This window comes from Kitasatospora sp. NPDC043950, from assembly GCF_056435345.1.
The window spans coordinates 22,453-34,626 of sequence record NZ_JBWKER010000038.1; the positions used below are offsets into that span (position 1 = coordinate 22,453).

At 74.1% G+C, this 12,174-nt stretch carries 10 protein-coding genes and 1 pseudogene; 4 read left to right on the plus strand and 7 right to left on the minus strand.

The features are described from left to right. Window positions 1–6 precede the first annotated feature (6 nt). A complete protein-coding gene (gene hutU, locus AC07BF_RS24590) occupies window positions 7–1,674 on the minus strand; it encodes a urocanate hydratase (protein ID WP_363588055.1) in 1,668 nt (555 codons plus the stop codon). A 437-nt stretch (window positions 1,675–2,111) separates the two neighbouring features. Between hutU and AC07BF_RS24595 the strand changes: the two genes are divergently transcribed. Beyond that, on the plus strand, window positions 2,112–2,297 hold the full coding sequence (locus AC07BF_RS24595) for a hypothetical protein (protein ID WP_478316857.1): 186 nt from the start codon (window positions 2,112–2,114) through the stop codon (window positions 2,295–2,297). A 1-nt stretch (window position 2,298) separates the two neighbouring features. On the opposite strand, the gene AC07BF_RS24600 is transcribed toward AC07BF_RS24595, so the two are convergent. After that, window positions 2,299–2,622: a hypothetical protein gene (locus AC07BF_RS24600; protein WP_363588061.1), complete on the minus strand. Its 324-nt coding sequence runs from the start codon at window positions 2,620–2,622 to the stop codon at window positions 2,299–2,301. A 59-nt stretch (window positions 2,623–2,681) separates the two neighbouring features. After that, entirely contained in the window at window positions 2,682–3,551 is an 870-nt protein-coding gene (locus AC07BF_RS24605; protein WP_363588063.1) for a MurR/RpiR family transcriptional regulator, read from the minus strand. A gap of 205 nt (window positions 3,552–3,756) precedes the next feature. On the opposite strand from AC07BF_RS24605, the gene AC07BF_RS24610 reads away from it, so the two are divergent. Continuing rightward, on the plus strand, window positions 3,757–4,176 hold the full coding sequence (locus AC07BF_RS24610) for a hypothetical protein (RefSeq protein ID WP_478333925.1): 420 nt from the start codon (window positions 3,757–3,759) through the stop codon (window positions 4,174–4,176). A 107-nt stretch (window positions 4,177–4,283) separates the two neighbouring features. Here AC07BF_RS24610 and hutH read toward each other — a convergent pair whose 3' ends face one another. Beyond that, window positions 4,284–5,867 (minus strand): histidine ammonia-lyase, encoded by a 1,584-nt coding sequence (gene hutH, locus AC07BF_RS24615; protein ID WP_363588067.1) that lies wholly within the window; start codon window positions 5,865–5,867, stop codon window positions 4,284–4,286. Between the two features lie 157 nt (window positions 5,868–6,024). Here hutH and fdhD point away from each other — a divergent pair, with 157 nt between their 5' ends. Further along, the gene (fdhD, locus tag AC07BF_RS24620; protein ID WP_400844707.1) at window positions 6,025–6,894 is read left to right on the plus strand and encodes a formate dehydrogenase accessory sulfurtransferase FdhD; all 870 of its coding nucleotides are present in this window, start codon (window positions 6,025–6,027) and stop codon (window positions 6,892–6,894) included. Here the strand turns inward: fdhD and AC07BF_RS24625 are convergent. Next, the gene (locus tag AC07BF_RS24625; protein ID WP_400844709.1) at window positions 6,884–8,083 is read right to left on the minus strand and encodes a macrolide family glycosyltransferase; all 1,200 of its coding nucleotides are present in this window, start codon (window positions 8,081–8,083) and stop codon (window positions 6,884–6,886) included. The two genes, fdhD and AC07BF_RS24625, sit on opposite strands and share 11 nt — an antisense overlap. A 127-nt stretch (window positions 8,084–8,210) precedes the next feature. On the opposite strand from AC07BF_RS24625, the gene AC07BF_RS24630 reads away from it, so the two are divergent. Beyond that, window positions 8,211–8,807: a TetR/AcrR family transcriptional regulator gene (locus tag AC07BF_RS24630; protein WP_363588073.1), complete on the plus strand. Its 597-nt coding sequence runs from the start codon at window positions 8,211–8,213 to the stop codon at window positions 8,805–8,807. Between the two features lie 607 nt (window positions 8,808–9,414). On the opposite strand, the pseudogene AC07BF_RS24635 reads toward AC07BF_RS24630, so the two are convergent. Continuing rightward, window positions 9,415–10,647, minus strand: a pseudogene (locus AC07BF_RS24635) (GGDEF domain-containing protein); the annotation flags it as partial. A gap of 347 nt (window positions 10,648–10,994) precedes the next feature. Then, window positions 10,995–12,119, minus strand: coding sequence for an adenylate/guanylate cyclase domain-containing protein (locus AC07BF_RS24640; RefSeq protein WP_363588075.1), 1,125 nt, complete (start codon window positions 12,117–12,119; stop codon window positions 10,995–10,997). Window positions 12,120–12,174 lie beyond the last annotated feature (55 nt).

Below are 12,174 nucleotides of genomic sequence, written 5' to 3' on the forward strand. Positions count from 1 at the left end.
AGGACGTCACAGCTCACCCATCGGGACGCGGACCCCGCGCTCGGCGGCGACCTCGGTGGCCCGGTCGTAGCCGGCGTCCACGTGCCGGATCACGCCCATGCCCGGGTCGTTGGTGAGCACCCGGCGGATCTTCTCGCCGGCCAGCGCGGTGCCGTCGGCGACGGTGACCTGGCCGGCGTGGATCGAGCGGCCGATGCCGACGCCGCCGCCGTGGTGGATGGAGACCCAGGACGCGCCGGAGGCCACGTTGACCATGGCGTTGAGCAGCGGCCAGTCGGCGATCGCGTCCGAGCCGTCCAGCATCGCCTCGGTCTCCCGGTACGGGGAGGCGACCGAGCCGCAGTCGAGGTGGTCGCGGCCGATCACGATCGGCGCGGACAGCTCGCCGGAGGCGACCATGTCGTTGAAGCGCTCGCCGGCCTTGTCGCGCTCGCCGTAGCCGAGCCAGCAGATCCGCGCGGGCAGGCCCTGGAAGTGCACCTTCTCCTGGGCCATCTTGATCCAGCGGTGCAGCGACTCGTTCTCCGGGAAGAGGTCGAGGACGGCCTTGTCGGTCTTGTGGATGTCCTGCGGGTCGCCGGACAGCGCCGCCCAGCGGAACGGGCCCTTGCCCTCGCAGAACAGCGGCCGGATGTACGCGGGGACGAATCCGGGGAAGGCGAACGCACGGTCGTAACCGGCCAGTTGGGCCTCGCCGCGGATCGAGTTGCCGTAGTCGAAGACCTCGGCGCCCGCGTCCTGGAAGCCGACCATCGCCTCGACGTGCCGGGCCATCGACTCGCGGGCCCGCTGGGTGAACTCGGCGGGCTTGGCCGCCGCGTAATCCGCCATGTCGTCGAAGGCGACGCCCACCGGCAGGTAGGCGAGCGGGTCGTGGGCGCTGGTCTGGTCGGTGACGATGTCGATGGGCGCGTCCATCGCGAGCAGCTGCGGGACCAGCTCGGCGGCGTTGCCCAGCACGCCGATGGACAGCGGCTGCCGCTTGTCGCGGGCGGCGGTGGCCAGCTCCAGCGCGTGCCCGAGGTCCTTGGCCTCGACGTCCAGGTAGCGGTGCTCGATCCGGCGGGCGATCCGGGACGGGTCGCAGTCGATGCAGATCGCCACGCCGCCGTTCATGGTGACGGCCAGCGGCTGGGCGCCGCCCATCCCGCCGAGGCCGGCGGTGAGGGTGATGGTGCCTTCCAGCGTCCCGTTGAACCGCTTGTTGGCGACGGCCGAGAAGGTCTCGTAGGTGCCTTGCAGGATGCCCTGGGTGCCGATGTAGATCCACGAGCCGGCGGTCATCTGCCCGTACATGGTGAGCCCGAGGCTCTCCAGCCGGCGGAACTCCTCCCAGTTGGCCCAGTCGCCGACCAGGTTGGAGTTGGCGATCAGCACCCGCGGCGCCCACTCGTGGGTCTGCATGACGCCGACCGGCCGCCCGGACTGGACCAGCATGGTCTCGTCCTGCTTCAGCCCCTCCAGCGTCCTCACCATGGCGTCGAACGAACGCCAGTCCCGCGCCGCCTTGCCCGTCCCGCCGTACACGACCAGCTTCGACGGGTGCTCGGCGACCTCCGGGTCGAGGTTGTTCATCAGCATCCGCAGGGCCGCCTCCTGCTGCCACCCCTGCGCCGTCAGCCCCGTCCCCCGCGCCGCCCTGACCTCACGCGGACCGCTCGCCTGCTGCACCATGTCCTGGCCTCCCTGCGGATGGATTCATTCAGATTCAGCTCGGCTGAATATATCCAAACAATCACCTCCCGACCAGACCCCGAACCCATCCGATCAGCGCCCGCGCCGGTACGCCCGCCAGCCGTACCCTGAGGCCGGAAACACCAGCCACTCGGGTCAGCAGAGGACACCATGGCGACCATCCCCCTACTCCCCGGCAAGCTCCGCCACGCAGCAGAAGCGATCGAGCAGAGCACCGGACTGCGGGTCGAGATCATCGGAGGCGCCCTGCTGCTGTCTCCGCCCCGCCGGGGCAAGCACGCCGGCACCGTGCGGCAGCTGCGCGAACGGATCGGATCACGACTGCCCGGCCTCGGGGCCTACGAGGCGGCATCCATCGCCTTTCCAGGCGACGAGGACGACTACGCGACGCCCGACCTGGTCGTCCTACCCGCGCGGTGGGAGAACCAGCATTCCTCGCGGTCGACCCCCGCAAGGGCGTCTGGACGCTTCGCACCCACCCCCGCGACGGCGAGTACCAGGGCGTGCTGCACGGCAAGTACGGCGAGCCCGTCCCGCTGCCCGCACCGCTGCCCGCCGAACTGGACACCTCCGCACTGCCGCCGTACGCACCCCGCGCCTGAGTCAGGCCGCGGCGTCACCGTCCCAGTCGATGCCGATCTCGGCGAGCCAGCGGCGGTCGGCGGCGTCGGGGGCGGGCGGGGTCGGCGGGCGGGGGATGTTCTGGACCGGGCCGAGGCCGTACTTCTCGGCGGCCGCGGCGGCGGTGCGGGCGTCGGGTTCGATGACGCCGACGTGCACGGCGGACTCGTCTCCCGGGTCGAGGACGGTCAGTTCGGGATCGGGCAGGCGCCGCAGGGTGACGCGGCGTCCGCAGGTGGGGCAGGACCATTCGTCGACACCCGAGGCCAGGCGGGCGACGAACTTCATCTCGTGGATCACGCGCATGGGAGGCACCCCCTGCTGTAGGGGATGCCCGGGTTCGTGACGGCTACTCCCCGCCGTGTCTACTCCAAAAACAGGCCACGTGCCGCGGCGGACTGCTCGATGGCCTCCAACCTGGCCTCCGCGCCCGGGAGTTCGTCACACATGCGCTGCAACAGCACCCGGCCGAGCATCATCGGCGCGCACGCGGTGTCGAAGACCAGCCCGGTGCCGACGGCGGCCGGCAGCATCAGGTCGGAGAGCTTGGCGACCGGCGCGAAGGCGCTGTCGGCGACGGTCAGCACCGTCAGCCCGCACTCGCGGGCCACCACCAGCGCGTCCATCAGCTCCCGCGGGTAGCGCGGCAGCGCGAAGCAGAGCAGCGCGGTGGCCCCGGCCGCGGCGGCCTGTTCCAGCCGGTCGGCGAGCATGCTGCCGCCCTCGTCGAGGAGGCGGATGTCCGGGTGCACCTTGGCGGCGAAGTAGGCGAAGCCGCGCGCCTGCGCGGAGGCGGCCCGCAGGCCGAGCACCGGCAGCGGGCGGGAGGCGGCGAGCAGCCGGGCGGCGCGGGTGATCGGCTCGGGGTCGGCGAGGAGTTCGGCGAGGTGGCGCAGGTGGGCGATCTCGGCGAGCACGGCCTGCTGGTGCTCGTTGCGCACCGCGTCGTCGGGGGTCTCCGGCGCGGCGGTCTCGCCCGCGCCGAGTTCGCGCAGCTGCTTGCGCAGCGCCGGGTAGCCGTCGTAGCCGAGGGCGACCGCGAAGCGGGTGACGGACGGTTGGCTGACGCCGGCGAGTTCGGCGACCTCGACGCTGGAGAGGAACGGCGCCTCGGTGGCGTGCCGGACCAGCGAGTGCGCGATCCGCCGCTGGGTCGGGGTCAGTCGGTGGCCTTCGAACAGCTGGAGCAGCCGGGCGGAGGGGCCGACCGTGCCGGCCTCGTCGGTGGCGGTCATCAGCGGTACCTCCGGATGCGAGCGATTCGGACGACGACTGTGCAGCAGTGCGTCGCGCCTGGCAAAGACGTCTCGTACGGCGGGACGCCGGGTGAGACGGCCCGAGCGGGTGGGAGCTCGGGGTAACCCTGAATTCTCCCTGAACCCGCCCGGATTCCCCCACCGACGGATGGACCGCGCCCCGGCGCGGGCCCAGGCTGGTCCCATGGACACTCGCCAGGACGACCTGCGGCGCGACCTCGACGCCGCCCTGCACGCTCGCAAGGAACTCGGCAAGGAGTACGAGCCGGAGCTGGTCGACTCGTTCCTGAGCCGCCTGGACGCCCGGTTGGACGCCCGGGTCGAGCGCCGGGTGGCCGAGCGGATGGACGACTACGAGCCCGCGCACCGGCGCCGACCCCACCGCCCGGGGCCGGGGCTCGGCCTCCCCGGCAACCGGCTTGCGGTGATCTCGCTGGTCCTCGGCATCCCGCTGACCGCGATCGCGGCCAGCCTGCAGAGCGGCGGCTTCATCGGCCTGATCGTCAGTTGGGCGGGCATCGTCGGGGTCAACTTCGCCGCCGCGTTCGGCAACCGCCGGGACCGGGACGAGCCGCGGTCCCGGTCCCGGGACGACTGGGACTGAGCCCCGCCGCCCGCACCGGACCCGACGGCCCGTCACGCCGAACGCACCGAACGCACCGAACGCACCGAACGCACCGATCTCACCAGGTCACACCAGGTCACACCGGCTCAGGCCAGCGGCCCGGTGACCCGCTCCACCGCCCGCACCAGCTCCCCGGAGGCGACCAGCGCGGCCGCCGCCTCCAGGTCCGGCGAGAGGAAGCGGTCGCGGCCGGCGCCGCCGACCCCCGCCTCCCGGGCGGCGGCCATGGCGGCCGCGGTGGCCGGGGCCGTGCGGCCCGCGCCGTCGGCCTGCTGGCGGATCTCCAGGGCGCGGGCGGCGGCGGTGAGTTCGACGGCGAGGATCCGGCCGAGGTTGTCGACGGCCTGGCGCAGCTTGCGGGCGGCGGACCAGCCCATCGACACGTGGTCCTCCTGCATCGCGGAGGACGGGATCGAGTCGACCGAGGCCGGGACGGCGAGCCGCTTGTTCTCGCTGACCAGCGCCGCCTGGGTGTACTGGGCGATCATCAGGCCGGAGTCCACGCCGGGGTCGTCGGCCAGGAAGGCCGGCAGGCCGTGCGAGCGGGCCTTGTCGAGCAGTCGGTCGGTGCGGCGCTCGGAGATCGAGCCCAGGTCGGCGGCGGCGATGGCGAGGAAGTCCAGCACGTACGCGACCGGGGCGCCGTGGAAGTTGCCGTTGGACTCCACCCGGCCGTCCGGCAGCACCACCGGGTTGTCGACCGAGGCGGCCAGCTCGCGGGAGGCGACCAGCTGGGCGTGGGCGAGGGTGTCCCGGCCGGCGCCGGCCACCTGCGGGGCGCAGCGGATCGAGTAGGCGTCCTGGACCCGCGGCGCGTCGTCCTGGTGGTGGCCGGTGAGGCCGGAGTCCTTGAGGACGGCCAGCATGTTGGCGGCGCTCAGCGCCTGGCCCGGGTGGGGGCGGATCGGGGCGTGCAGTTCGGGGGCGAGCACCTTGTCGGTGCCGAGCAGCGCCTCCAGGGTCATCGCGGCGGTGATGTCGGCGGTGGTGTACAGCCGTTGCAGGTCGGCGATGGCCATCACCAGCATGCCGAGCATGCCGTCGGTGCCGTTGATGAGGGCCAGGCCCTCCTTCTCCAGCAGTTCGACGGGCTCGATGCCGGCGGCGGCGAGCAGTTCGGCGGCGGGCTTCTCCACGCCGTCCGGGCCGGTGGCCACGCCCTCGCCCATCAGGACCAGCGCGCAGTGCGACAGCGGCGCGAGGTCGCCGGAGCAGCCGAGCGAGCCGAACTCCCGGACCACCGGGGTGATGCCCGCGTTGAGCAGGGCGGCCATGGTCTGCGCGACCAGCGGGCGCACCCCGGTCCGGCCGGAGGCCAGCGTCTTCATCCGCAGGAAGACGAGTGCCCGGACGACCTCGCGCTCGACGGCCGGTCCCATCCCGGCCGCGTGCGAGCGCACCAGCGACCGCTGGAGCTGCGCCCGCAGTTCGGGGCTGATGTGCCGGACGGCGAGCGCGCCGAATCCGGTCGACACGCCGTAGACGGGGCGCGGTTCGGCCGCGAGGGCGTCGATCCGTGCCCGCGCCGTCGCCATCTCGGCGAGCGCGTCGGGGCCTATCTCGACCCGGGCGTTCCCCCGGGCGACGGCCAGCACGTCCTCGGCGCTGACGTCGGCCTTGCCGACCTGGACCAGCGGAGCGTCGGGGGCCACAGCACTGTGCATATCCATATACACCATCACATCAGGTGAATGAAGATATGACAACAGGTGGTCGCCATCCGGAACGGCCACGATCGCACGCCCCGTACCGGCCGGCAGGACTTTCCCCCGGCCCGCCCCGTGCCGCACGCTGGTGCCCACGGACACGCACGGAGGTGGCAGGGCGATGACGCGGGCGACGGCACGGCGCCGGGTGGTGCGGCTGCGGGGGGACGAGCGCGGGGTGCGGCCGGACTCGCTGGCGGCGGAGGAGCCGCTGGAGATCCGGCTCGGCGGCGAACCGCTGACCGTCACCATGCGCACCCCCGGGCAGGACTTCGACCTGGTGGCCGGGTTCCTGGTCGGCGAGGGGCTGGTGCACACCTCCGAGGAACTCGCCGCCCTGCGGTACTGCGCCGGGACGGACGAAGCCGGCGCCAACACCTACAACGTCGTCGACGCCACCCTGCGCGGCGCCGCTCGCGCGCTGCCGCTGTCCGCGCACCGCAACCTGCTCACCACCAGCGCCTGCGGCCTGTGCGGCCGGGACACCGTGGACGCCGTCCGCACTCACGTCCGCCACCCGGTGGGCGAGGACCCGCTCACCGTCCCGCCGTCCCTGCTGTACGGCCTGCCGGACCGGCTGCGGGCCGCCCAGCGCACCTTCGAGTCCACCGGCGGCCTGCACGCGGCCGGCCTGTTCGACGCCGCCACCGGCGAACTGCTCTGCGCCCGCGAGGACGTCGGGCGGCACAACGCGGTGGACAAGGTGGTCGGCTGGGCGCTGCGCGAGGGCAGGCTGCCGCTGACCGGGCACGTCCTGCTGGTGAGCGGCCGGGCCTCGTTCGAGCTGACCCAGAAGGCCGCGCTGGCGGGCGTCCCGCTGCTGGCGGCCGTCTCGGCGCCGTCCTCGCTCGCGGTGGACCTCGCGGAGGAGCTGGGCCTGACCCTGGTCGGCTTCCTGCGCGGGGAGGGCGCGAACGTCTACACCCGGCCGGACCGGATCACCGCGCCCTCCCCCGCCACGTCCTCCCCCGCCGTGCCGGTCACCCCCTGAGCTCGGCCTCGATCAGGTCCGCCGCGCGGGCGGTGCCGCCCTCGGCCCGGCCGGCGGCGGCCAGCGCCTTCAACCGCTCGGCCACCGCCGGGTCGCCGACCAGCTCCAGCAGCGCGCCGCGCAGCGCCTCCGGGGTGGCCTCCCCGGTGTCCAGGCGGCGGGCGACGCCGAGCCCCACCAGCGCGTCCGCGTTGGCGTACTGGTCTGCGGCCTGCGGCACGGCGATCATCGGCACGCCGTGGTACAGCCCCTCGCTGGAGCCGCCCATGCCCGCGTGGGTGACGAAGGCGTCCGCCTGCGCGAGCACCGACAGTTGCGGCACCCACCGGTGCACCTCGACGGTGTCCGGCACCTCGCCCAGGTCGGCCAGGTCGGTGTGCGCGCCGACCTGGAGCACCGTGTGCCAGCCGGGCAGGTCGCCGAAGGCCTGGACGCAGGCCCGGTAGAACGCGGGCTGGTGGGTGAAGGCCGAGCCGAGCGAGACCAGCAGCACCTTCTCGGCGGCAGCCGGCCGCCACCACTCCCCCTGATGGGCGCGGTCGCCGAAGCACGGCCCGACGAAGCTGACGCGCCGCTCGTCGACCCGGTCCGCGTTGGGCTGCAGGGCGCGCGGGATCAGGGCGACGGCCCGCACCGGGCGGCCCTTGAAGGCGTCCACGTCGCGTTCCACCGCCCCGGCCTCGGCCAGCCAGTCGGCGAACCGCCGGTGGTGCTCGGCGCCGCCGGGCCCGTTGCGGATCGCCTCGTACACCTCCGCCATGTCCTGCTCGAAGCCCTCCCAGCCGACGTAGGTGGGCGACAGCTGCACCACCGGCACGCCCAGCCGCTCGCCGAGCGCCCGCCCGGCGAAGCCCGCGATGTCGTGGAGCACCAGGTCGGGGCGGTCGTCCGCGAAGGCCTCCAGCAGGACGGGGTGCATCGCGAGGGCGTCGTCCAGGAACACCTCCTGGATCGCCACCGGGTCCTCCGGCCACCCGCTCGGGTCGTCGGCGAGCGGCAGCCGCGTCGGGTACGGGACGAGGCGGGCACCGGTGGACTCGACGGCCTCGGCGAAGGAGGCGTCGTTGACGTAGCTGACCCGGTGGCCCCGGGCGACCAGTTCGGCGATCACGGCGAGGCTGGGGTTGACGTGCCCGTGGGCCGGGACCGAGACCATCAGGATGTGGGCGGGGTGGGCGGAGCGGGTCATGGGGCCTCCAGGGTTCAGAACAAGACGAGACGGTCCGTCTCGCTGGCGCCCCTCCAGCATGATCCCGGATCCGACGCCGCGTCAAGACGATACGTACCGTCTCGCCACTTCGCTTAGAATTTCCGCCATGGCCCACAGAACCGCCCCCGATCCCGCCCGCCGCAGCGAACGCTCCCGCGCCGCCGTCCTCGCCGCCGCCTCCGAACTCGTCGCCGAGGTCGGCTTCGGCAAGCTCACCATCGAGGCGATCGCCGCCCGGGCCGGCGTCGGCAAGCAGACCATCTACCGCTGGTGGCCGTCCAAGGGCGCCGTCGTCTTCGACGCCTTCCTCGCCACCAACGAGCACGAGGGCGGCCTCGACCTCCCCGACACCGGCGACCTCGCCGCCGACCTGCGAACCGTCCTGCGCCCCACCACCGCCGAGCTCACCGACCCCGCCCTCGACCGCAGCTACCGCGCCATCACCGCCGAGATGCTCAACGACCCGGCCCTGTACGCCGAGTACCGCACCCGCCTGCTGAACCCACTCCTCGACGTCACCCGCGCCCGCCTGCACAGCGCCCGCGAGGCCGGCCAGCTCGCCCCCGACGCGGACCTCGACCTCGCCCTCGAACTCCTCTACGGCCCGCTCCACTACCGCTGGCTCTACCGGCTCGGCCCGCTCGACCCCGCCTACGCCGACCGCCTGGTCGAGGCGGTCCTGCGCGCCCTCGGGCCGGCCTGACCGCGCCGACCAGCCTCCCCCGGCCTCACACCACCGGGGGCGAGGCCGCGCCCGCCAGGGCGACGGCCACCAGGGCGCGCATGGCGAAGGCGGCCTGGCCCAGCGGCAGGGTGGCGTCGTCGGCGAAGAGTTCGACGAGCCAGCCGCCGGCCGGGTTCTGGCCGCCGGCGGCGACCATGCCGCGGTAGCCGGAGACGACCAGCATGGCCTCCTCGGCCGGGTCGTTGCCGGCCGCGCCGGCGCGCAGGGCGAAGGCGCCGCCGCGGACGGCGCGGCGGGTCATCGGGTAGTGGCGCAGGTCGAAGACGGCGTCCGGGGCCTCGATCTGGGCCCGCTGGGTCTCGGCGCGGGTGCTGCTGGGGCCGCTGGTCATCCGGTAGACGGCGTGCTGGGCGGTGCGCATGAGGTGGGAGCCGGGCGGGACGTAGGAGACCCACCAGCCGACGGCGTCGAGCAGCCGGGCGGAGGCCTCGGCGACGACGACGAGCTTGCCGAGGGTGTCGGCGGGGTGGACGGCCCGGGCGGCGGCGGCCTGGTCGAGGGCCGCGAGGACGGCGGTGAGCAGCTGGCCCGGGTCGGCGCTGTGCGCGGCGCCCCGGAAGCGCCGCCGGTCGCCCGCCCCGGCCCGGCCCGGGCGGGCGCGTCCGTCGGCCCGGTGGTGCGGGTCGGCGGCGTCGGCGAGCAGCACGGTGGGGTCGGGCGAGAAGCCGGGGCCGTGGCTGCGCCCGGCGACGACGGGGTGGGCGGCCCGGGCGGCCTTGGCCCGGTACTGGGCGGCGTCGGCGAGCCGGAAGAGCCGGTCTGGGGTGGTGACCGGGCCGATGGAGTCGCCGGTGGAGGCGACGCCGCAGGCGACGCCCTCGCCTTCGGACAGGGCCAGGGCCCGGGCGCAGAGCTCCTCGGCGACGGCGACGACCTCGTCGGCCTTCTGCCCCTCGGCGAGCAGGCAGAACTCGTCGCCGCCGAGGCGGGCGGCGAGGCTGCCGGGGAGTTTGGCCGCGGCGACCGAGAGCTGGTGGGCGAACCGTTCGAGCAGCCGGTCGCCCATTTCGTGGCCGAGCTGGTCGTTGACCCGCTTGAGGCCGTTGACGTCGCAGACGACGAGCGAGACCACGGTGTTGTCCCGGTTGTGCGCCGTGAGGGCGCTCTCCAGCCGGGCGTCGACGGCGCGCCGGTTGGCGAGGCCGGTGAGCGGGTCGGAGAAGGCGAGTTTGCGCAGGTCGGCGAGGCGTTCGGTCTGGGCGAGGCCGGCCGAGATCTGGGCCGCGAGCAGGGTCGCGTAGTCGGTGTCGGCGGCGACGAACCCGGGCTTCCCGACGCTGCGGGCCAGGTACAGCTCGCCCCAGGCCTGCCCGTGCAGGACGATCGGGGCGACCACGCAGCAGGCGCGGCCTCGCCGGCGCAGCGCCGCGGCGCGTTCCTGGCAGTACGCGCCGGCGGTGGGGTGGGCGTGTCCGGCGTGCGGTTCGGCGTTCTCGGCGGTCTGCAGCCAGGCCCGAGGGAGGCGCCCGGTGGTCCAGCGCTCCTCCAGATAGGTGACGATCTCGGGGAAGTCGGCGACGGGGTAGGACTCGTCCTCGGGCAGTTCCTCCTCGCCGGGCGCGAGCTCCCCGTGGTTGACCAGGACCCGGAGCCGGCCGGATTCGCGGTCCCAGACGGAGACGGCCGCCATGGTCGCCCCGAGCGCCTCGGTGGCGCGGGCGGCGGCGGCCCGGACGGCCTCCAGCGGGGTGAGCGCGCGGGCCATGTCCTGGGCCAGCTCGACCACGGACTGCAGCCGCAGGTCGGGCAGTTGGCCGGACAGCCGCGGGCCGCCGCAGTCGCAGCCGCGGTCCGTCATGATCGCCTCGCTGCTCACCGGCTCGCCTCGCTCCCTGTGCCCGGTCCTGCCGGACCCCCGACGGCGGCCGCACCCACCCGGCCGCTTTCACCAAGACTATGGCGGTTTCGTTCGGTTATGCCCCGTTTGCCGGGGCGGACCCGCAACCGACCGTACGGGTTTCAACCGTTCGGCACCCCAAGCATCGGGACCGGCCCGGGGCCACGTCCTGGAAAGGGCCGGGGAAGGCTGGAAAGGCCCGGGAAAAGCCGGGAAGGGCACAGGAGAAGACCGGAAGGGGCCCGGAAGGGAGCGGAAAGGCTCCAGGAGAGGCGCGAGAAGGGCCCGGGAGGGGCAGCGGCGGAGGCCTACTCCGGCTTCAGCCGCCGCGACAGCAGCCACGGCTCGACCAGCCCGAGCCCGCGCACCGGCCGGCGCCACATCGGCTGCAGGTGGAACCGGTGCCCGGCGTCCAGGCCCGGCACCGGCAGGCCCGAGGCGGGCATCCCGGCGGCGGCCGACAGCGCCTCGGCGAGGCCGGGGCCGTCCGCGTCCGGCGGGGCCACGCTGCCGTACTGCTCCAGCGCGGCGGCGAACTCGCCGTCGATCAGCACCGCGTCCTTGGGCGCGATCGAGGTGAGCCGGCTGGCCAGGTTCACGGTGGTGCCGAAGACGTCGCCCATCCGCGAGGTGACCGTGCCGAAGGCCATGCCGACCCGCAGCGCGGGGATGGTCTCGTCCTCGGCGAGGGCCTCGATCAGGCTGAGCGCGATCTCGGCGGCGGTGACCGGGTCCTCGGAGACGTAGAGGATCTCGTCGCCGAGGGTCTTGATGACCCGGCCGCCCTGCCCGGCGATCAGGTCCGAACAGGTGTTCTCGAAGGTCTCGACGAGTTCGCCGAGCTCCTCCTCCTCCAGCCGCCGCGACAGCCGGGTGAAGCCGACCAGGTCGGCGAAGCCCACCGCGAGGCGGCCGCTGGTGATCTCATTGTCCTCGGCGGCCTGGACCACCCGGCCGGTGACGGCGGCGAGCTGGCGGCGCCAGACGTACACCAGGAACTGCTCCAGCTCCGGCAGCAGCAGCTCGACCAGCGGGTAGGCGACGTCGGCGCGGGTCAGGCCGGGCTCGACGGCCTGGGTGAGGTTCTCCAGGAAGGTGTCCATCTGCCAGCCGGCCAGCCGGGCGGTGGTCTGGCCGGTGGAGCGGGCCACCTGGATCGCCATCGACTCGCTGAGCAGGCCGGACTCGACCAGGCCGGCGAGCCGGCGCAGGGCGATCACGTCGCCGTCGGTGAGGGCCCGGGACTGGCCGATGTCGGGGAAGCCCATGGCCCGCCAGAAGCGGGTCGCCAGCTCCATCGGGACGTCGGCGGCCCGCGCGGCCTGGTACGGGGTGTAGCGGCGTGGCGCGTCCAGGATCAGGCGTTCCAGTTCGAGCGCGACCGTGGGGTCGTGGGTCCCCGATGTCGCGCCGCTGCTGCCGTCCTCTGCCACCGGTCCGTCCCCGTGCGGTCGCCGCACTCGCCTCGTGTCCTGCCTGTCCGGGCGC

Excerpts from the sequence above, each read along its gene's own strand:
- hutU (WP_363588055.1), bottom strand. The coding sequence starts at position 1,674 with ATGGTGCAGCAGGCGAGCGGTCCGCGTGAGGTCAGGGCGGCGCGGGGG.
- AC07BF_RS24600 (WP_363588061.1), bottom strand. The coding sequence starts at position 2,622 with ATGCGCGTGATCCACGAGATGAAGTTCGTCGCCCGCCTGGCCTCGGGT.
- AC07BF_RS24605 (WP_363588063.1), bottom strand. The coding sequence starts at position 3,551 with ATGACCGCCACCGACGAGGCCGGCACGGTCGGCCCCTCCGCCCGGCTG.
- AC07BF_RS24610 (WP_478333925.1), top strand. The coding sequence starts at position 3,757 with ATGGACACTCGCCAGGACGACCTGCGGCGCGACCTCGACGCCGCCCTG.
- hutH (WP_363588067.1), bottom strand. The coding sequence starts at position 5,867 with ATGGATATGCACAGTGCTGTGGCCCCCGACGCTCCGCTGGTCCAGGTC.
- fdhD (WP_400844707.1), top strand. The coding sequence starts at position 6,025 with ATGACGCGGGCGACGGCACGGCGCCGGGTGGTGCGGCTGCGGGGGGAC.
- AC07BF_RS24625 (WP_400844709.1), bottom strand. The coding sequence starts at position 8,083 with ATGACCCGCTCCGCCCACCCCGCCCACATCCTGATGGTCTCGGTCCCG.
- AC07BF_RS24630 (WP_363588073.1), top strand. The coding sequence starts at position 8,211 with ATGGCCCACAGAACCGCCCCCGATCCCGCCCGCCGCAGCGAACGCTCC.